Origin of the sequence: Enterobacter mori, from assembly GCF_025244905.1 — a bacterium.
GTDB lineage: Bacteria > Pseudomonadota > Gammaproteobacteria > Enterobacterales > Enterobacteriaceae > Enterobacter > Enterobacter mori_A.
In genome coordinates, this window is record NZ_CP104285.1 from 4,671,825 (window position 1) to 4,691,934 (window position 20,110).

The 20,110-nt window shown below is 56.0% G+C and carries 19 protein-coding genes; 8 read left to right on the forward strand and 11 right to left on the reverse strand.

Going from position 1 to position 20,110, the window contains the following annotated elements; translation table 11 throughout:
* The first annotated feature begins 9 nt into the window (after positions 1 to 9).
* Together fucO and rhaM are read left to right on the forward strand one after the other, a co-directional pair.
* Complete coding sequence (fucO, locus tag N2K86_RS22085; RefSeq protein WP_260659975.1) at positions 10 to 1,158, forward strand: lactaldehyde reductase; 1,149 nt, start codon at positions 10 to 12, stop codon at positions 1,156 to 1,158.
* On the forward strand, positions 1,155 to 1,469 hold the full coding sequence (rhaM, locus tag N2K86_RS22090; protein WP_260659976.1) for an L-rhamnose mutarotase: 315 nt from the start codon (positions 1,155 to 1,157) through the stop codon (positions 1,467 to 1,469). Before fucO ends, rhaM begins: the two co-directional genes overlap by 4 nt.
* A gap of 38 nt (positions 1,470 to 1,507) precedes the next feature.
* On the opposite strand, the gene N2K86_RS22095 is transcribed toward rhaM, so the two are convergent.
* From N2K86_RS22095 to N2K86_RS22115, 5 genes are all read right to left on the reverse strand, one after another.
* Positions 1,508 to 2,338, reverse strand: coding sequence for a hypothetical protein (locus tag N2K86_RS22095; protein WP_260659977.1), 831 nt, complete (start codon positions 2,336 to 2,338; stop codon positions 1,508 to 1,510).
* Positions 2,339 to 2,518: 180 nt separating this feature from the next.
* On the reverse strand, positions 2,519 to 3,784 hold the full coding sequence (locus N2K86_RS22100; RefSeq protein ID WP_260659978.1) for an MFS transporter: 1,266 nt from the start codon (positions 3,782 to 3,784) through the stop codon (positions 2,519 to 2,521).
* Positions 3,785 to 3,828: 44 nt separating this feature from the next.
* Positions 3,829 to 5,952, reverse strand: a complete 2,124-nt coding sequence (locus tag N2K86_RS22105; RefSeq protein ID WP_260659979.1) for an alpha-galactosidase — start codon at positions 5,950 to 5,952, stop codon at positions 3,829 to 3,831.
* 105 nt (positions 5,953 to 6,057) lie between these two features.
* Complete coding sequence (locus N2K86_RS22110; RefSeq protein WP_260659980.1) at positions 6,058 to 7,053, reverse strand: LacI family DNA-binding transcriptional regulator; 996 nt, start codon at positions 7,051 to 7,053, stop codon at positions 6,058 to 6,060.
* A 17-nt stretch (positions 7,054 to 7,070) separates the two neighbouring features.
* Positions 7,071 to 7,619: a helix-turn-helix domain-containing protein gene (locus tag N2K86_RS22115; RefSeq protein WP_010436871.1), complete on the reverse strand. Its 549-nt coding sequence runs from the start codon at positions 7,617 to 7,619 to the stop codon at positions 7,071 to 7,073.
* 104 nt (positions 7,620 to 7,723) lie between these two features.
* On the opposite strand from N2K86_RS22115, the gene N2K86_RS22120 reads away from it, so the two are divergent.
* The 6 genes from N2K86_RS22120 to N2K86_RS22145 all read left to right on the forward strand — a co-directional run bounded on the left by N2K86_RS22120 (position 7,724) and on the right by N2K86_RS22145 (position 13,595).
* Positions 7,724 to 8,383, forward strand: a complete 660-nt coding sequence (locus tag N2K86_RS22120) for an AzlC family ABC transporter permease (RefSeq protein ID WP_260659981.1) — start codon at positions 7,724 to 7,726, stop codon at positions 8,381 to 8,383.
* Positions 8,383 to 8,706 carry an AzlD domain-containing protein gene (locus tag N2K86_RS22125; protein WP_006179137.1) on the forward strand — a complete coding sequence of 108 codons (324 nt, stop codon included), beginning with the start codon at positions 8,383 to 8,385 and terminating at the stop codon, positions 8,704 to 8,706. Before N2K86_RS22120 ends, N2K86_RS22125 begins: the two co-directional genes overlap by 1 nt.
* A 186-nt stretch (positions 8,707 to 8,892) precedes the next feature.
* The gene (locus N2K86_RS22130) at positions 8,893 to 9,339 is read left to right on the forward strand and encodes a PTS fructose transporter subunit IIA (RefSeq protein ID WP_260659982.1); all 447 of its coding nucleotides are present in this window, start codon (positions 8,893 to 8,895) and stop codon (positions 9,337 to 9,339) included.
* A gap of 10 nt (positions 9,340 to 9,349) precedes the next feature.
* Positions 9,350 to 10,792, forward strand: coding sequence for a PTS fructose-like transporter subunit IIBC (locus N2K86_RS22135; RefSeq protein ID WP_260659983.1), 1,443 nt, complete (start codon positions 9,350 to 9,352; stop codon positions 10,790 to 10,792).
* Positions 10,782 to 11,843, forward strand: a complete 1,062-nt coding sequence (locus N2K86_RS22140; protein ID WP_260659984.1) for an aminopeptidase — start codon at positions 10,782 to 10,784, stop codon at positions 11,841 to 11,843. The genes N2K86_RS22135 and N2K86_RS22140 overlap by 11 nt, the downstream gene beginning before the upstream one ends.
* 9 nt (positions 11,844 to 11,852) lie before the next feature.
* Entirely contained in the window at positions 11,853 to 13,595 is a 1,743-nt protein-coding gene (locus N2K86_RS22145) for a putative frv operon regulatory protein (protein ID WP_260659985.1), read from the forward strand.
* A 43-nt stretch (positions 13,596 to 13,638) separates the two neighbouring features.
* Here the strand turns inward: N2K86_RS22145 and N2K86_RS22150 are convergent, their stop codons facing one another.
* The 6 genes from N2K86_RS22150 to fdhD all read right to left on the reverse strand — a co-directional run bounded on the left by N2K86_RS22150 (position 13,639) and on the right by fdhD (position 19,765).
* A complete protein-coding gene (locus N2K86_RS22150) occupies positions 13,639 to 14,238 on the reverse strand; it encodes a hypothetical protein (protein ID WP_260659986.1) in 600 nt (199 codons plus the stop codon).
* On the reverse strand, positions 14,229 to 16,655 hold the full coding sequence (locus N2K86_RS22155; RefSeq protein ID WP_260659987.1) for a fimbrial biogenesis usher protein: 2,427 nt from the start codon (positions 16,653 to 16,655) through the stop codon (positions 14,229 to 14,231). Before N2K86_RS22155 ends, N2K86_RS22150 begins: the two co-directional genes overlap by 10 nt.
* A 32-nt stretch (positions 16,656 to 16,687) precedes the next feature.
* On the reverse strand, positions 16,688 to 17,371 hold the full coding sequence (locus N2K86_RS22160; RefSeq protein ID WP_260659988.1) for a fimbria/pilus chaperone family protein: 684 nt from the start codon (positions 17,369 to 17,371) through the stop codon (positions 16,688 to 16,690).
* Positions 17,372 to 17,433: 62 nt separating this feature from the next.
* Positions 17,434 to 18,150 (reverse strand): DUF1120 domain-containing protein, encoded by a 717-nt coding sequence (locus N2K86_RS22165; protein ID WP_260659989.1) that lies wholly within the window; start codon positions 18,148 to 18,150, stop codon positions 17,434 to 17,436.
* Positions 18,151 to 18,601: 451 nt separating this feature from the next.
* Positions 18,602 to 18,814, reverse strand: coding sequence for a DUF1471 domain-containing protein (locus N2K86_RS22170; RefSeq protein ID WP_013099352.1), 213 nt, complete (start codon positions 18,812 to 18,814; stop codon positions 18,602 to 18,604).
* Between the two features lie 114 nt (positions 18,815 to 18,928).
* Positions 18,929 to 19,765 (reverse strand): formate dehydrogenase accessory sulfurtransferase FdhD, encoded by an 837-nt coding sequence (gene fdhD, locus N2K86_RS22175; RefSeq protein WP_216358345.1) that lies wholly within the window; start codon positions 19,763 to 19,765, stop codon positions 18,929 to 18,931.
* Positions 19,766 to 20,110: the final 345 nt, after the last annotated feature.

Consider the following 20,110-nt stretch of genomic DNA (forward strand, 5'->3'; position numbering starts at 1 on the left):
AGAATTATCATGAGCTTTATGTTGGCACTGCCAAAAATCAGCCTGCACGGCGCGGGCGCAATCGGCGATATGGTCAACCTGGTGGCGAGCAAGCAGTGGGGAAAAGCGCTGATTGTCACCGACGGCCAGCTGGTGAAGCTGGGCCTGCTCGACAGCCTGTTTGCCGCGCTGGACGCCCATCAGATGTCGTATCACCTGTTCGATGAGGTGTTCCCGAACCCGACGGAAGCGCTGGTGCAGAAAGGCTATGCGGCGTATCAGGACGCGGAGTGTGATTACGTGATTGCCTTCGGCGGCGGCAGCCCGATTGATACCGCCAAGGCGATCAAAATCCTCACCGCTAACCCCGGTCCGTCTACCGATTACTCCGGCGTCGGCAAAGTGAAAAACGCGGGCGTGCCGCTGGTGGCGATCAACACCACCGCAGGCACGGCGGCGGAGATGACCAGCAACGCGGTGATCATCGACTCCGCGCGTCAGGTGAAAGAGGTGATTATTGACCCGAACATCATCCCGGATATTGCCGTGGACGATGCCAGCGTAATGCTCGATATTCCCGCCTCCGTGACCGCCGCAACCGGCATGGATGCGTTGACTCATGCCATTGAAGCCTATGTGTCCGTTGGCGCGCACCCGCTCACCGATGCCAACGCGCTGGAAGCGATTCGCCTGATTAACCTGTGGCTGCCGAAAGCGGTCGTGGACGGTCATAACCTTGAAGCGCGTGAGCAGATGGCGTTTGGTCAGTATCTGGCGGGCATGGCGTTTAACAGCGCTGGCCTCGGCCTGGTGCATGCTTTGGCGCACCAGCCGGGCGCGACGCACAACCTGCCGCACGGCGTGTGCAACGCCATCCTGCTGCCGATCGTCGAAAGCTTTAACCGCCCGAACGCGGTGGCCCGTTTCGCCCGCGTGGCGCAGGCGATGGGAGTGGATACGCGCGGCATGAGCGATGAAGCCGCCAGCATGTCCGCCATTCAGGCGATTCGCGACCTGAGCGCTCGCGTCGGCATTCCGTCCGGCTTCAGCCAGCTCGGCGTGACCAAAGCGGACATCGAAGGCTGGCTGGATAAAGCCCTCGCCGACCCGTGCGCGCCGTGTAACCCGCGCACCGCCAGCCGCGATGACGTACGCGAGCTGTATCTGGAGGCATTATGATCCGCAAAGCCTTTGTCATGCAGGTCAACCCGGACGCGCACGACGAGTACGAACGCCGCCACAACCCTATCTGGCCCGAGCTGGAAGCGGTGCTGAAAGCCCACGGCGCGCACCACTACGCCATCTATCTCGACAAAACACGCAACCTGCTGTTTGCAACCGTGGAGATTGAATCGGAAGAGCGCTGGAACGCGGTCGCGAACACCGACGTCTGCCAGCGCTGGTGGAAATTCATGGGTGACGTGATGCCGTCAAACTCGGATAACAGCCCGGTGAGTGCGGAGCTGAAAGAGGTGTTTTACCTGGCGTAAAGGCAAAGCAGGTGATGCAACGCAAGCGTCACCTGCTTTTAGCGCAAGGTCCGCAGTCCATAAACTACTCTATCATGCTCCCATATGATGGTTTCGTTTCTCTCTTTTGCAGCACGACAGGGCTGTTCAATGACTGAAATCTGCTCGGGCGATAGCGCGCAATACGGTTTGATATAGCGATAAATATCAAGCTCCTCCACTGAACAAACGCGTCTGGCATTTTCAAACAGCCCAACCTTTTTCATCACGTTCAGCAGGTTGATATCAAGGGCTTCAAGAACAAGCTCAATTTTATTTATCTTGATTCTAATCGTATCGATGGCCGTTCTTGCATCATTCACATTCGGCGCTTTAACCCAGATAGGTTCGTGATGGGAAATACGGTTTCGATACTCTCTCAGTTCGAAGATGAGATCGATCAACTCCTTTCTGACTTTTTGCGGATTGGCACTGATTTTGGCGTAATTTTTAAAGACCTGACTCAAAGACTTAGGCCATAAATACTGCTGATTTTCTCGCGGTGCAGGGGCATTAAACTCATTATTTAATACATAATGCCACGTACTAAAATCCGTTGATGCAACGATCCGATCGTGAGTCCAGTCCGGAACAGATTGTGCCTTCGCCCCAGCGCCTCGTCTGCGTCTCATCTCTTTTTTGCGCCATTCCCGGGTAAGGCAATCTTTGGCCTTTTCGATGTTTTTATAGAAATGGCACTCATCCCGATCTTTTGTAAATTCGCATTCATCAGCTGTGCGAAAAGTCGTACGGTAACTGTCCAGACGTATTGATGAGATCAATGAAATAATTGGTTTATAATTAGTCTCTTGCGGCATTTTTCTTACTCCCATCACAATGGGCTGAAGCATACCATATGCGCGAAGAAACGGTTGACGGAGGATCTCTCAACCTTTAGTATCTGCTCTCAGTAGCCTGTACTGTCTACTTCCCCTTTAATAGGTTCTAGTTGCGTACATCTTAGGCAAAGCGATTTATGAAACCCACCTCTGGTGGGTTTCGTCGTTTTAAACGGTATCTAAACTTTTTCCCTAATTCGCCTCTACCGCCCCCCGGCTAGCAGCAATCTCCCGCCTGCTGCTCAGCGTAAACGCCGACACCACCGTAATGGCCAGCACGAAGCAGCCCAGCATCAGGTACGTCTCCTGGAAGCCGATCCGGTCATACATATTCCCGGCAAAGGCGGAGAGGAAAATGGCAGCCGACTGTTTGGCAAACTGGAAGCCAATCAGGTAGATGGTGGCCGAAAGCCGCGTATCAAACACCCCGGTGATGTACTTGAACGCCCCCACCAGCAGGAACGGGACTTCCAGCGCGTGCAGCATCTTCAGGGCAATCACCTCCGCGGCGGTGGTGGCAAACGACGAGCCGATAATGCGCGTCGCCATAATCACCCCGGCGATCAGCAGCGTATTTTTCGCGCCGATGCGGTTAATGATCCACGGCGAGCAGAACATGATAATGGCATTACAAATTTCCCCCGCCGTGGTGGCAAAGCCAAAGGCGCGAGTGCCTTCCTGCGGCGTGGCGAAGAAGGTTTTGAAGAAGGTGGCAAACTGCTGGTCGAAAACGTCATACACGCAGGCCACGCCAATCACGTACAGAATGAACATCCACATTCTGCGCTGGCGGAACAGGTTGAACACCGTTCTGGCGGTGATCTGCGGCTGGTTAGCGCCCAGGGCGTTCATGACCTGCGCCGTCTGGTTGGGCTTCGGTTTCGCCACCACCAGTAATAGCATCAACAGCAGCGCCGCCGCCGATCCCATCCAGAAGACGTACGACGGATCGATGCCAAAAAGGATGCCACCCGTTGAGGCGCATAGCCCCCAGCCGAGACAGCCGAACATGCGCGCCTTGCCGTATTCAAAGTAGCTGTTGCGGCTTACGCGCTCAATATAGGCCTCAATCGCCCCCGATCCCGCCGAGAAGACAAAGCCGATATACAGCCCGCCGCTCAGCGCGCCCAGCCAGATATTGGCTTTCAGCAGCGGCGCGAAGACGTACAGGAAAAACGGCGCGAACAGAAACAGCAGCACCGAGATGATCCACAGTAGGTGTTTTTTCAGCCCCAGCTTGTCCGAAATGACCCCCAGCACCGGCTGGAAGGCGATGGCGGACAGCGAGATGCAGGAGAAGACAATCCCGGTATGGGTTTTGTTCAGGCCGATGATGTCCGACAGCCAGATCGGCAGGAACGGAAAGCAGGTGGCCATGATGAAGAAGTAGAGAAAGAAGAACAGCCCGAAGATCCAGAAGTTAGGGTTGTCTTTGTGGGTACAGGTTGTTGTGTTCATTATTTTTATCCTCAACGGAGGGCCGGTTGCCCGGCCCGTTACCTTTACACGCGTTCCACGCCAACCAGAATGGCGGTTTCCGGGTCCAGAATCGGCAGCGCAATACCCGCCTGCATCAGCCACTCGCCGCTTACCGTTTGCGGCGTTTCCATCCACGACGGCAGCTTACGCATGGTGTGTCCACCCTCACCCGTAATCTGGATGTTCGGGTGATCGAGCAGCGTGATGCGGTACTGCGCGCTGGCGTCTAACCCCGGCATGCGCAGCGGCATCATCAGGGTGTAATCCGGCATCGCGAGCTGGCTGACTAAAAACAGCCCCTGCGTCCTGTCTTCGCTCACGATACACTGCGCCAGGGTGGTGGCATCCGGCATATCCACGCGCCACTGCGTACCGTGGTGGATCACCTCTCGCCACTGCTTGTGCAGTGCGGCGTAGTACCGATAGCCTTCGCGTTCATCTTCATCAACGGTGAGCGGGTCCAGCTCCAGCCCCATATGGCCAAACAGCGCCGTCAGCCCGCGAAACTGGATGCTGTGCTGGCGGAAGGTGGCGTGGCATTTATGATGACCGATATGCGCCCCCATCACCTCCGGCGGGAAGAAATAGCTCATGCCGCGCTGGATAGTGCTGCGCTCCAGGGCATCGTTGTTATCGGACGCCCAGAAGCGGTGGCAGCGGGTCAGCACTTCATAATCGATTCGCCCGCCGCCGGAGGAGCAGGATTCAAACTCAATGTGTGGAAAGCGCTGGCCCAGCACGTCCAGCAGGCGGTAAAACTGGCGGGTTTGCGCGTCAGCGGCGGCTTTGCCGTTGTGTCCTGGCTGCACCAGCTCGCGGTTCATGTCCCATTTCACGTAGTCGACCGCGTGCTCGCCCAGCAGCCAGCTCATGCGCTCCACCAGGTAGTCAAAGGCTTGCGGGATGTTGAGATTGAGCACCAGCTGGTGTCGTCCGGTCGCCTGGGCGTAGCCCGGCAGCGCCAGCACCCAGTCAGGGTGCGCGCGATACAGATCGGAATCCGGGTTAATCATCTCCGGCTCGACCCAGATACCAAACTCCATGCCGAGCCGTTTAACGTGCTCGATCACCGGCGTCAGGCCGTTCGGGTATTTTTTCTCGTCCAGATACCAGTCGCCCAGCGCAGCATGATCGTCGTTGCGGCCTTTGAACCAGCCGTCGTCGATAATGAAGCGCTCCACGCCCAGCGCCGCCGCCTCGTCAGCCATGCGCATGATGTATTCCGGGTCGTGGTTAAAGTAGATTCCCTCCCAGGTATTGAGATGCACCGGGCGCGGTTTATCTTCCGGGAAGCGGATAACGTTGTCGCGCAGGTAGCGGTGGAACTGCTGGCTCATACCGTTCAGTCCGTTCGCGGAGTAGCTGGCATACAGGCGCGGCGTCCAGAGCGTGTCGCCCTCCTCAATGGTCATTTCCCCTGGCAGGTAAAGCGCTTCGGCCTGCAGATAGCGACGGCCATCGGTTTTCGCTTCCGCGCGCAGGCGGTGGTTGCCGCTCCAGCCCAGGTGAACGCCCCAGACGTCGCCGTGCATTTCGCGAAACGATGGCGTACCGGCAATCAGCGCCGGGAAGTGCTCGTGGGAGGTTTTACCTCGACGGTTTTCAATCACGAAGCTGTCGTGTTCAAGCGTCACGCGGTGCGGCTGAAATTCTCTGATCCAGCGTCCGTGGAAAGCCATCACCTCCTGCGCGCGCTCGGCCACCGGCAGCGTCACGGCGAAGCGATCCACCTGCCACGCCTGTGCTTTCAGGTTGGTTAAACCGTGGCGCACCACCAGCACGCCGCTGGCATCCAGCGTTAATTCGCTGGTCAGGCGCAGGCCCGCATGGTCATCTTCTGCCGTTACCGTCAGGGATTGCCCCTGCTGCTGCACGCCAGTGGTTTTAAAGACGGGTGAACCGTCCAGCCCCTGGCGGTGCCCCTCAATGCCCGGCGAGCCAAAGAGGCCGTGCCCCAGCTCGGCCATCAGCGTGACCGGGGAGTCCACGTCCAGCCTGCCGTTAGCAACCGGGCGCGCAATGCTCAGCGCATCGTGCGGCGAAAAGTGTTGAAGGTGCGGCCCCCAGTAGAGAATTTCGGCGAAAGGGTGAGCTTTAACCACCATGTCCACCGTATTGCTTTCGAGTCGAAAAATGGAATCTTGCATCAGACATCTCCTGTCGTCGGGATGTCCTGAGTGTTGATCCGAAACGTTTCGGATACAAACCAAAACGTTTCGGATTTGTGATCGGGTTTGGAATTTTAGGTTTAATCAGGCCGTCTGGCCGGGGGAGAATTCAGGCTGCCAGAGCACCTGCAGGTGCGCGATATCGTCGCCGTTAATCAGCTGACGCACCATATCGGCAATCTGTTTTCCAACGCCCTGCCGGGTAGACTGAATAACGGACCCCACCTCGATATCGACAATGCTGTCCTGCGGCAGGCCGTCGTAGACCACCAGCGAGACGGCGTTTTCACCCGTTAAGCGTCCCATCTGCGACAGGGCCATCGCCGCACCGTCGCCGTGGGTGTTGCAGTCGGTAATGATGGCCGTGGGCGGCTGCGGCAGGGAGAGAAGTTCTTTCGTGGTGGCATACCCCACGCGACGCGAAGGGGGCATGGCGCGCAGCCATTCGCTGGAAAGCCCGGCTTCCCGCAGCGCGTCCAGATAGCCATGACGACGCTGGGTGATGAATGCCTGATTATTGCTCTCGCCCAGTAGCGCAATGCGCTGATGACCTTTATCGATCAGCCAGCGGGTGGCCTGATACGTACCGGCATAGTTGTCGAAGTCAAACCACGCGTACGGCTGCGGCAGCTGGCTGCGCCCGAGCGCCAGGAAAGGAAAACCGGCGGCCTGAAGTTGCTCAAGACGCGGATCGTGATCCAGCGTGTGCGCTACGATCAGCGCATCCACGCGGCGGCTCTGCACCATGCGCATGTAGCTGTGCTTATCCGCCAGATCGTCGTCGGCGATGAGCAATAAGTCGATCTCATGTCGCGCCAGTTCGTGGCTAATTTCGCCGACCATGTCCATAAATACGCTGTTATTGAGCGGAACGGGATGCACCGGAAACACCAGCCCGACGGCGTCGATTTTGCCCATCTTGAGGCGGCGGGCGAAGGTGTTAGGTCGGTAGCCACGGCGCTGAGCCTCTGCTTCCACGCGGGCGCGCGTCCCTGCGGAGACGTCGTCATATCCGTTGAGTGCACGGCTGACGGTAGTGACTGACAGCCCCAGTTCTTTGGCAATGGCTTTAAGCGACATGATTTTCCGTATCTCTGTTAATTCTGTTCCGCCACCAGCAGCGCGTGCGTATCCGGCTCCAGCGCCTTAAAGATATGCGGCAGATCGGCGGGATAACAGATGTAATCCCCCGGCCCCAACTCTTCCGCCGCGTCGATCAGGCCGACCAGCGCTCGCCCCTGCGTCACAATGATGTGCTCAACCGATCCCGGCGGATGCGGCTGGGATATACGGTCTGCGCCCGGCTGGGTGAGCAGCAGATAGATATCGCGCCGCGCCCCCGGCGGACACGCCGCCAGCAAAATCGCCTCGTAGTTCGCCTGTCCGGCAACGACCTTCGTTCCCTCTCCACGGCGGATTACCTGTGTTGTCGTCTGCTGTGGTTCCAGCAGGCGGGCGAAAGGGATATCCAGCGCCACGCAAAGCGACCACAGCGTCTCCAGGCTCGGGTTACCGTTACCGGATTCCAGTTGGGAAAGCGTGGATTTGGCGATCCCGGCACGACGGGCAATTTCCGCCAGTGAAAGCCCGGTTCGCAGGCGTTCTCGCACCAGGCTTTTGGCGATCACGCTGATTGGCTGCGTCATAAAACGGCCCTTTTTGTTCTATAAATCGAACGAATCGTTCGCCTTGAAAAACGTCTCTGTTGCGTTCATTATAATGGATACACGTTCGATATGGCTAAAATTGTATGAAGCATCATCTCTCCTGCCTGAAAGGCGACACGATAAAAGCAATCATCCTGGTTTGCCTCGCGGTGGGCGTGGTCGGGATGTCCTATGGCTCGCTGGCGATGGCCTACGGTTTCCCGCTGTGGGTGCCGTTTGTGCTCTCCCTTACCGTGCTGGCGGGCGCATCGGAATTTATGTTTATCGGCATTGTGGCGAGCGGCGGCAATCCGCTGGCGGCTGCGGCTGCCGGTTTGCTGGTCAACGCCCGCCACGTGCCGTTTGGCGTGACGGTGCGGGAACTGGTGGGCAAGCGCGGCCTGAGCTTTTTGGGCTGCCACATCATGAACGACGAAAGCGTGGTCTTTGGCCTGTCGCAGAAAACCGCCGAGCAGCGTAAAGCGGCCTACTGGCTGTGCGGTTTGGGCGTGGCAATCATCTGGCCGCTGGGCGCGCTGCTGGGTGCCCTGGTCGGCAAACTGCTGCCAGACCCGGAAACCATTGGGCTGGACGCGGTTTTCCCCGCTATTTTGCTGGCGTTAGTGGTACCGGCGTTTAAAAACCGCACCACGCTGATCCGCGCCTGTAGCGGTGCCGTATTGTCGCTGGCCGCCGTGCCGTTTGCCCCGGTCGGCCTGCCGGTGCTGCTCTCTTTACTCGGCCTCGCCGCGAGGAAAAAATAATGGAAAACATGACGCTATTTATTCTCGGCATCGCCATTCTCTCGGCGGGAACCTACCTGATGCGCCTTGGCGGAGCGAAGCTTGGCAGTCGGCTGGCCTTGTCCGAACGCTCTCAGGCGCTGCTGTCGGATGCGGCGACGGTGCTGCTGTTTTCCGTGGCGCTGGCAACCACCTTCTATGAAGGGGAGCATTTCGCCGGCATGGCCCGCGTGCTCGGCGTGGCCTTTGCGGTGTTTTTAGCCTGGCGAAAAATGCCGCTGATCGTGGTGATTATCGCGGCGGCAATCGTGACGGCGCTGCTGCGGCTGGCCGGTATACATTGATCCACCTCCCTTCCTGACGATGTCATATTCGTCAGGAAAATCAGTCCCCTCCGGTATGTGGCCTCGCCCACACTTTTCCGCTTCCGTTCGGTGCTGTCTTGTCACGCCCGGCTGACATTTTCACGCTCAGCCTCAAATCGCCTCACCCGTAGAATCAGGTTACGCAATTCTCAACGGAGTGACGCGATGGCGCACCTGACAGCCGACTGTATCGACCTCAATATTCAGGGCAACAGCCCCTATTCCATCCTCAAAACGCTGGCAGACATGGCCTGGAAAAATGGCTTCGTCAGCGACCGCGGCGCGTTCTTACAAACGCTTCTGTTGCGCGAAAAGCTGCACTCCACCGGCTTTGGCTCGGGTGTCGCCGTCCCCCACGGCAAAAGCCCTGTGGTAAAGCAGCCCTTCGTGCTGTTTGCGCGTAACGCCTCGGGCGTCGACTGGAAAGCCAGCGACGGCGAAGCGGTAACCTGCTGGATCTGCCTTGGCGTGCCGCAACAGGGGGAAGACGGACAGGTGAAGCTGATTGGCACCCTGTGCCGGAAGATTATTCACGCGGAATTTATCTCACAGCTCAAACAGGGCGGTCAGGAGCAGATCCTCACGCTGCTCAACCAGACGCTGAGCGAATAAGGAGCAAACCATGACGTCCTTACGATTAGTCGCCATCACCAACTGTCCGGCAGGTATTGCGCACACCTATATGGTGGCCGAGGCGCTGGAGCGAAAGGCGCGAGCTTTAGGGCATACCATTCAGGTTGAGACCCAGGGTTCCAGCGGGGTGGAAAATCATTTGAGCGATGAGGCTATCCGTGAAGCGGACTACGTGATTCTGGCAACCGGTCGCGGGCTTAGCGCCGACGATCGCGCCCGTTTTGCCGGAAAGCAGGTTTTCCAGATCCCAATTTCACACGCGCTGAAGAATATCGATGCTATTTTTGACAACTTATCCACTCAGTCGCAGCGTTTCGCCGCCGATACCGGCGTAAAGCTGGGCAAACAGGATGTGCAGAAAGGCAGCGTGATGAGCCACCTGATGGCGGGCGTCTCTGCCGCGCTGCCGTTTGTGATCGGCGGCGGTATTCTGGTGGCGCTCGCCAATATGCTGGTCCAGCTTGGCCTGCCCTATACCGATATGGCGAAAGGTGCGCCTTCGTTTGCCTGGGTGGTGGAGTCCATCGGTTATCTCGGCTTTACCTTTATGATCCCTATTATGGGCGCGTACATCGCCCTGTCGATTGGCGATAAACCGGCATTCGCACCGGCTTTTCTGGTGTGTTATCTGGCGAACGATAAAGGGCTGCTCGGCACGCAGTCCGGCGCGGGCTTCCTTGGCGCAGTCGTGCTGGGGCTGGCAATAGGCTACTTCGTGCTGTGGTTTCGCAAGCTCAGGCTCGGCAAGGCGCTGCAGCCGCTGCTCGGCTCGATGCTGATCCCGTTTGTGACGCTTCTCGTCTTCGGTGTGCTGACTTACTACGCGATCGGCCCGTTGATGTCCGATCTGATGGGCGGCCTGCTGCACCTCCTCAATACCATTCCACCGTCGATGAAGCTTGGCGCGGCGTTCCTCGTGGGCGCGATGCTGGCGTTTGATATGGGCGGCCCGGTCAATAAAACCGCGTGGTTTTTCTGCTTCTCGCTGCTGGAAAAACACATCTACGACTGGTACGCCATCGTCGGCGTGGTGGCGCTGATGCCGCCCGTTGCCGCAGGTATCGCCACTTATCTGGCACCGAAGCTGTTTACCGAACAGGAAAAAGCGGCGGCCAGCAGCGCCATCGTGGTAGGTGCTACCGTCGCCACCGAACCGGCAATCCCCTACGCGCTGGCGGCGCCGCTGCCGATGCTTACCGCGAATACCCTCAGCGGCGGCATTGCGGGCATGCTGACCCTCTCGTTTGGCCTCCAGCGTCTCGCGCCGGGGCTGGGCGTGTTTGACCCGCTGATTGGCCTGATGTCTCCGGCGGGCGCGTTCTATCTGGTGCTGGGCATCGGTCTGGCGATAAACATTACGTTAATTATCGTGTTAAAGGGCTGGTGGCTGAAGCGTAAAGCCGCCCGTCAGGAGGTTGCACATGAACATTGAGTTACTGAAATCGCTCTGCGATGCCAGCGCGGTCAGCGGCGATGAGCAGGAAGTCCGCACCATCCTGATCGACGCCCTGCAACGCCATGCCGACGAAATCACCTTCGACGGGCTGGGCAGCGTCATCGCCCGCAAAGGTTCACGCGGGCCGAAGGTGGCTATCGTCGGGCATATGGATGAAGTGGGCTTTATGGTCACCCACATCACCGAGGCGGGGTTTATCCGGTTTGACACCGTCGGCGGCTGGTGGAGCCAGTCGATGCTTAACCATCGGGTCACCCTCCGCACCCGTGAAGGCAAGAAAATCCCGGGCATTATCGGGTCCGTTGCGCCCCATGCGCTGAGCGAAAAGCAGAAACAGCAGCCGATGAATATTGATGAGATGTTTATCGATATTGGCGCGAACAGCCGCGAAGAGGTAGAAAAATGCGGCATCCGGATGGGCGATTTTGTCAGCCCCGAGGCCAACTTTGCCCGCTGGGGAGAGGACAAAATCGTCGCCAAAGCGCTGGATAACCGCGTGGGCTGCGCCCTGATGGCCGAACTGCTGATCGGCGTCAATAACCCCAATATCCGCCTGTACGGCGTGGGCAGCGTCGAGGAAGAGGTTGGCTTACGCGGGGCGCAAACCTCCGCCGAGTGCGTCAAACCCGACGTGGTTATCGTGCTCGATACCGCCGTCGCGGGCGATGTGCCCGGCATCGACGGCGTGAAATATCCGCTGAAAGTCGGCCACGGCCCCGGCGTGATGCTGTTCGATAAACGCTATTTCCCTAACCAGAAGCTGCTTGCTTTACTCAAACAGAGCGCGGAAACCGCGCAAGCGCCGCTGCAGTTCAGCACCATGAAAACCGGTGCGACCGACGGCGGGCGTTATAACGTGATGGGCGGCGGGCGGCCGGTGGTGGCGCTTTGTCTGCCAACACGGTATTTGCATGCCAACAGCGGTATGATCTCCCAAAAGGATTATGACGCGGCGCTGGACATGGTGCATGACCTGCTGATGTCGCTTGATGAAACGCAGGTCGCCGCGCTAACGGATTTTCGCTAAGGACCCGCCATGCTCAACGAACGTCAGTTTGCTTTACTCGATGCGCTGGAGTCGCAGCCTGCGGCGCTCAGCGGCCTGGCCCAGCATACCGGCGTTTCTGCCCGCACCATCCTGCGGGATATCGACTACATCAATTTCACCCTCAGCGGCACGGCGCGGATCAGGGCGACGGGCAGCGCCCTGTACCAGCTGGATATTGCTGACAGAAAGCAGTATTTCCGGCTGTTGCAGCGCCATGATAATGATGACCGGCTGCTGGCGCTGCTGCTGATCCACCCGGTGATGTCCCGCGCGCAGCTCGCGGATGCGCTTAACCTTCCCGATGCCTGGATCGCCGAGCGTCTTCCGCGACTGCGGCAGCGCTATGCGCGCGCCTTTCTGCTCGCCAGCCGTCCCGGCGCCGGGTACTTCATCGATGTCGACCCGGATAAGCGCCTGATCCTGCTGGCCAACCTGTTTAAAAAGGACCCGCTGGTGTTTCCGCTGGCGGGGATCGCCCCGGCAACCTTGCCCATGCTGCACGCGCACTGCCAGTGCCTGACGGCGTGGCCGGATATTCAGACGGATTATCGTGTCAGCGTGGTACTGGCCGGATACGCCCTGCGCCAGCAGCTTCCCGCTTCAGCCGGTGCCAGCGGTTCTGACGCGCTTCGCGACTGCTGTGAGCGGACAGGGATCTGGCTCAGCCCGACGGTGATTAACATCATCGCCATCACGCTCAGTCGGCTACAACAGCGCGCCAGCGGCATCACGTCAGAGTATGTCGCCGAACGGCTGGCGAGGCTGTCCACCGTTGGGCAGCCGCAGATTATTGACGCTCAGTTGAAAGATGACCTGACCGCACACCTGAAACGGTGCGTGGCCATGCCAAACTGGCTGCCGGAAAGCCGACCCGGCTCTATGAATAATCTCAAGGCCGCGTGGCCTGCCGCGTTTGATCTGAGCGTAAAGTTTATCAACCAGCTGCGCACTGAGATCGACATCCCGCTTATCGACAGCGATCTGCCCGGCCTCTATTTTGCGTGTGCGCTGGAGCGGCACCATAGCGAATGGACGCCCATCGTCCTGCTTGCCGATCAAAACGCCATTGCGACCATCAACAAAATGGCCATTGAGCGAGAGGTGATGAACTGCCGCGTCGTCGTCGCCTTCACGCCCGATGAACTTGCGGCCCTGACGGAAGAATGCCAGCCCGCCCTGATTGTGAATAACAGCCATTTTCTGTTGAATGATTCTCTGCGTAACGTGCTGGCGATCCGCAACATCATTACCGCAGCGGGTATCGATCAGATTAAGGATTTCCTGGCGTCGGCGTTTATTCGCCAGCAGCCCGAGCGCTTTTTCCCGCCCGAGGGGGCTTTTCACTACGCAAACAGCGCCAGCGAGAGCTGGGAAGAAATTATTGCCGCCATTACCGCGCGGCTCCTTGAAAAGCAGCTAATTACCAAAGATGAGTCGCAGCGCATTGCACAGCGCGAACGGGAGGGCGAGAACCTGATCGTCAACCACGTGGCGATCCCGCACTGCTGGAGCGAGGCGGCCGGGCCATTTCGCGGATATTTTATTACGCTGGAGCGCGCGCTTTACGTTAATGGCCAACCCGTGAAGCATGCCCTTATCGCCTGCGCCAGTGCGGTAAACCGGCAGGAACTGAAAGTTTTTAGTTTTCTGGCCGGCATGTTAAGCAGCTATTCGCCGCAGCAGATCGACCGTGTGGACGGCTACGAGACCTTTATTGCGTTATTGCGCTGAAGAAAGGGAACTGTCCCTGCACGGAAGTGCAGGGATAACACGATTACCTCGCAGGGAGCGTATCGACATTAAGCGTAAGCGTCTCGTTAAAATCCGTGGTGTTGGTCACGCTAAATGCCTCGTCAGAAAGATAGGTCGTGATCATCATGGTGGCGGTGAACTGTTCGCCCGCCACTTCCGTGCCGTTAACCGCAGCCAGTGCTTTTTCAGGCTTCAGCGTAACCTGTGATGCGCCCCCCTCAACAGCAACCGCACCACTATCGACCGCAGCAAGCTGCACCGGACTCCCGTCTACCCGCCCCTCCTTGAATTCGATTTTCATCGCGCCGTTATCCGTAAAGCGATACGCCATATTCTGTCGCCCGGCCCCGTCAATGGAGATGCGCATTTTACGCGCATCCGGGCAGAGGACCGAAACCTGAAATTCACGCGTCACCGACGCATAACCGCTATTCACTTTGCCCATATGCTCAGCAGACGTTTGCCGCATATCCTCTTTACGATAGCGGCCATAATCGACCGTCTTTACCGCAGACATCATTTCGCATTCGCCGTCATCGGCCTGCACCGTCGCTGACATACCCAACGTGCCGCAGAGCAACGCGAGCGCCATCACGTACTTATGAGCGTTATTTAGAGACATTTCCCTGTCACCTCTTCATAGAATTTATTCGGTTCCGCCTCCGGCAGGGTATACGTCAGCTTGCAACGTCCCCCATCTACCTTCGCATAGAGCGGCTGGCTGGCAGAGATATCGTTGAGGAAGATCACCCCGTCCTCAGGCGCGGTCGTCACGTACTCACCGGCCCCATCGACAATTGAGACACCTTCCGGCAGCGGCGTACCGTCCGCGCGGATGATAGAAAGCAGCACGCGGCGCTGGCTTAACGTTGCAAACTCCCACTTCGCGACAGCCCCATGAGAAGCCTTAATTGTCGTTCTGCCGTTTCTGACATCCAGGTTGCCTGGCAGACTTTCCGTGTTGACCTCTATCGTGCTCTCGCGGAACGGTGACAGCGAAGGGATCACCGCCTGGCCCCATTTATCCGTCCATACCGGGCCACGCGTTGTGCCAATCTCAATGCCTGCTACCGGTTTATCCAGTCTGGCGATGGCATAGGTGTCAGCCACGCGGTAAGGCGAGAAGGTCACACCCTCGCTGTGCGCCACAATCCCACCGCTCAGCGCCGCGGAGTAGTTGGTGTTGCTGTTGTTATCACCGCCTGCCGCCAGCGCCAGGTTGGTGTAATGCAGGTTGCTGTTAAGAGAGCTATCCCAACTGGTGGTGTTCTCGTTATGATCCTGAGAGATACCAACCATATACTGGTTCGCATCGTTGAGCGCTCCCATCGCGCGCGTCCCGTAGGAGCTTTTACCTTCACTTTCACGATACCAGGAGCTGGTGTTAACGCCAGTACGACCGAGCGGCACGGAGACGTTGACGTAAAACAGGTCGTTATCGCTTTCGTCTCTGCGGCTGACGTCAGATTCCCAGTTTACGCTCACGCTGAAGTATTTAAAGGATTGCGACCACGATGAAATGAAGCGGCGGCTGTCGTACTCGCTGTTCCAGCTCTCGTTGCGATAGTAGCTAAGGGAAAAGCGTCCGAGCGTCGTGTTGGACCAGCTAATACCCACATTGGTGTCGTACTTGGTTTGCGACATATCGTCGTCGTCACCGTAAAGCTCCGCCATTTCACGGTAATCCGGCGTGGCGTAGCTGCCGCCCATCGAAAGGCCGATGCCCCACGGCAAAGAATATCCCAGGTCGAGCGTGGTTTTGTTACCGTCCGTTTGCGACTGATTGTCTATCGACGCCAGAAAACCGAGTGAGGCATACAGGTTCTGCATCGGCACGGTATCCACGTTACCGGAGAACCCGTAATAGTGATTATCCGCCATCACCATGCCGGCGAGGAAGTTCATGCGCTTGTTGATGGACCAGCCGTTGTTGGCGGAGACTACCCACGGATTTTCAAAGCGCGAATCCATGTCGTCTTCAACGCGTCCGACTGCCATCGTAAAGCCTGGCGCGCGGCCCACGTGATTGCTGCGGAAGGTGCTCGCCGCAACGGTAAAGCGGTTTTCACTCCCGTCAGTCTCTGTCACCGTCACGTTCAGGTCGGTATTGAGGTTGGCCAGCGGCACGTCGTCAAGATTAAACGGCCCGGCCGGTACCAGCGTTGAGTAAATCAACTGCCCGCCCTGGCGGATATCCACGCGTGCCTGCGGGTTGCGGGCGATACCGGTGACTTCCACCCCGGTCCCCGCCTGAGGCAGAAGTGCGTTATCCGGCATCATCTGCACCCCATAAATAGACGGAATACTGAAGCGGCTGTTGGCCACGTTAATCTGGCCGCCCTGCACCATCACGCCATAATCGGTAAAGGTGCGCTGGGCGTAGGTATAAAGTGAATCAACGTCAAAGCTTTGATCGCTACCGTCGCTGATGAACTGTGTGCTACGTACAATCCAGTCCCCGGCATTAAAGCCCAGTTCAAAGGTTGACTGAAAACGATCTGCATTCACATCGTCAAACTGATTATGGGTGCCGAACATGGAGTAATTCAGCATTGCCGCACGCCCGCCGCGCACTTCCGCATACTGACGCCCAAAATTAGGATCTAACGCTTCCGGTGGAACGACAACCGATATCTCTTCGATATCCGGGGAAGACTCAATCGTCGAGCCAGACCAGTATTGATGAATTTTAGGACAGGTGCCGCGTCTGGTTTTTTTAAGCAAACCGGCATTTTCCAAAAACTCGCTATCAATACAGGGCGAACCTTCTTCATCAAATTTTACCGGCATAAGGCTACGCTGCTTGCCGTTAATATTTACGGTGACGTTATGGTAGCCGGGAGCAAAACGAGGAGACACGGAGTAGTAATCAGCTATTGTAGGATCAAGGCCCTGATTTTTTAATGCATCGGTATCAAATATCGCCCTTGCCAAATCTACCGATTCATTTGCGGAAGGATTTATTTCCGCTCGGATACTGAAAGCCAGCGCCGTAAGGCAAAATGCCAGCATTCCCTTTTTACAGGAAACCTTTAACATAACTACTCCATGTGCTGTTAAATTTGCGGTTGTTATTTCAGTTCGGCAATATAACTCTGCGCTTTATAGCCATAACGTGTAGCAGGGTATATTTCAATTTGCTTTTCTAACGACGTGACTTTTCCTTTAAAGCTGGCCGTTATTTTTTCGCCCGGTAATATATAGGTTTTAGGAAACGCTACAAAACTACCCGAGGGTATTAACTTTGCTTTTTGCTCCATACGTACAACGTAAGGCGTTTTGTTCTCAACAGTAACGTTCCCATTACTGATTTGCCAGGTCAGATCCTTCCAGGGTTCCAGATTAACCGCCAGTCCTGCCGGACGGATAATAACGGGAAGATTCTGACTAAAGCTCACTTTGACTTTATTTTTCTCACGCTGGGGAATGGCGGTAAAAATAACGCGCTTTAAATGTTCCACTTTTAGCGGTTCAACGCTGCTTTTCAGCACAAAGCGCACGCGCTGGGTTTTGCCTGCATCCACGCGTACCACAGGCTGCGTCACAATCAGGCCGGGTTTTGGGTCATCGGGTAAATCAATCAGTTTGGTATACAGCAGCTGTGCGTCGCCGTCCGTGTTTTTGACGTCCATGCTGGCGCCCTGCTCGTCTTCTTTCACAATCAACAATGACGTTTCTGGTACCATTCCGGCAGCCAAAATATTAAACGAGGCTAGCAAACAAGCGCAAATCAGCGTTCTGGTTAAAAGCAGCATAATATTAGTCCATTAATATTGTAATAACACTCCACTGACGTGGAGTGTTTACGATAACGCTATTACAGATAAACCAGCTCAACGTTGGTTAAACCATCCAGCGTCGCTTCATCGGTAACATGGAGATCATTGGTTGGGTTGATCTGCGCCATAATGCCAACGGTAAAATTGACCTGTTTCTGCGCAACAGGTGAAGTGCCGTTTGATACATTGGTGAAAGAGTACGTCTCACTTTTATCCGTCACAACTTGCAGATAATGACTTCCGGATTTATCTCCCCAACCTGAAGTTGCACTTGCATCAGTCGCGAAAATTGGGTAAAGATTTTCACCCTTATCATTGGTTACAGTACCCGCATCCTTCTGAATGCCCATTGAATAAGCACCAATCTTCTTATCGTTATACATACCCAGGCCAGAGGTGAATTTAACCTGAAGAGCAAAATCAGTATCAGGATAAGCGATCGGCAGGGTTGCCGTTGGCGCGGAATCAGCATGCGCATCGTTGAAGGTCACACCAATACGGGTGGCTTCTTCGCAGGTGATCGTAATTGGGATAGTTTTCAGATCCGGGAGGGCCGTCATCGTAGTATCATTCAATGATGCCACTTTAATGGTGCCGAAATCAGCAATACCACCACCGCTGGTGAATGTCGGCGTACAGGAGGCTGGCACAATTTTACCGGTAACCCGAATATCAACACTGGATGCCGCCATTGCAGAAGACGCTGTTACAGCCAGCACGGAGGCCAGCAACCCTTTTTTAAACATCGCGTTCATTTTATTTCCTTATATAAGTGAAAAACAAAATAAACCAGATAATGGATATCTGGCTCGGGGGTTATTACTTCAAATATTTTATTTTTTGAAAAATAGCATCTCAGATAAACCCAATCAATACTTCAAAATTCTTTTAGGATTTACGCCTGAGGAATTCCTTAAAACCCAAGATCAATTATATTTAAATTGAATATAAAACCGGTAACAGAGAACCAAAAAGGCACGATGCATTCATTTTAATGATACACGCCACAAACTGGTCTGACCTTATATTTGAATTGTGTATAGGAGTGGTGAATTTCAAACAAAATTAACGAAAGAGGAGAAACGTTTACAGTTAGTGTTTCGTTAGCCAGGAATAGACAGGATGATATGCGGGGAATTCGGAGAAGGAACAGCAGAAAGGAAACCTGTCCCCGCTCCGAAGAGCCAGGGACAGCGGCTGTACGGCTTATTTGTTCAGTTCTGCCGTCATGTGTACGCGGTTACCGGAGAACGCCTGGGTAATCTTGTAAGAGGACGCGCCCGCTTCCTGAGCCTGTGCAGCAATTTTGGCTTCTGCGCCATCAAGGGTAGAGGCAGATGCTGTCACTGTTTGCGCAGCGAAAGAACCGAAAGAAGCAGCCAGAGCGATTACAGCGACAAAAGTTTTGATGCTTTTCATGATATAAACCCTTTCATTAAGTTGTTTAGGTAAGGCACCGTGCCTTGATGAGATAAATACTAGACCTCATCCCGAACAACTAAAAGCGGAAGGATTTGCTATTCTCTTTCAAAATTACTGATCAACAATTAACCGCTGTGAGTGCGTGTAAATCGTCGCCCTGCCCGGCTTGCAGAATCCCACCAGCGTCAGGTTGCAGCGTTCTGCCACTTCCACCGCCAGCGTCGTTGCCGCTGAGACCGCAAACAGAATTTCCACGCCGCACATGGCGGCTTTCTGCACCATCTCGTAGCTGGCGCGGCTGGAAACGAGCGCCGCCCCCTGCTGCCAGACGTCACTTTCACGCGCGCGGCGACCGAGCAGCTTGTCCAGCGCCACGTGGCGGCCCACGTCTTCATGACCACCGATAATGTCGCCCGATGGCAGAACCCACGCCGCCGCGTGCGTACAGCCGCTCAGCTGACCGATGGGCTGTACATCGTTGAGGTGTTCCAGTGCTTTATCGAGGTTGGCGAGATTAAACGTCTGGGTAAACGGCAGTGGCGTAACGGGCTTGCCGATATCGTTGAGCTGCTCAACACCACACACGCCGCAGCCGGTGCGTCCAGCCAGCGCGCGTCGACGCTCTTTCAGCCCCATAAAGCGGCGGCTGGAGAGCTCAATTTGCACTTCAAGGCCGTTACACGCCTTCACCACGTCCATGCCGTAGATCTCCTGCGGATGGTCGATGATGCCTTCCGAGAGGGAAAAACCGATGGCGAACAGCTCAAGATCTTTCGGCGAAGCCATCATCACCACGTGCGAAATGCCGTTGTAAACCAGGGCAACGGGCACCTCTTCCGCCAGAAAATCGGGCATGGCATGGGTAATGTGGGGCGGTCTGTGTACCACCCGTTCCACAACGCCTGCAGGCAGTGGTGACGGGTGGGTAGCACGGTTTTGTTTAGACACGACGGTATTCCTGAACAACCACGGAGGTGAGCCTGCTATTGCATCACAAACAACAGGGCTTACGCATAGTATGGATCAACTTTTCAGCATCAAGTTTACCTACTCACTTGTGAGAGGTACAACAAAACGCATGCTACACCCCTTTAACAAGCGGGGTTAATAATGTGATTGATATCACACTTTATAGTCAACAGGGTGATAATACGTTCACTTTGTTTTAACGCCATTGGAACAGTCGTACCGACATTGTGGTATTCTGGTGATATCCCTCGTGGAAATGAGGGATTAACGCAAATTTTTCTCCTTTGCGGTCAATTCTCAACCGCGAAGTTAAAACACCATATG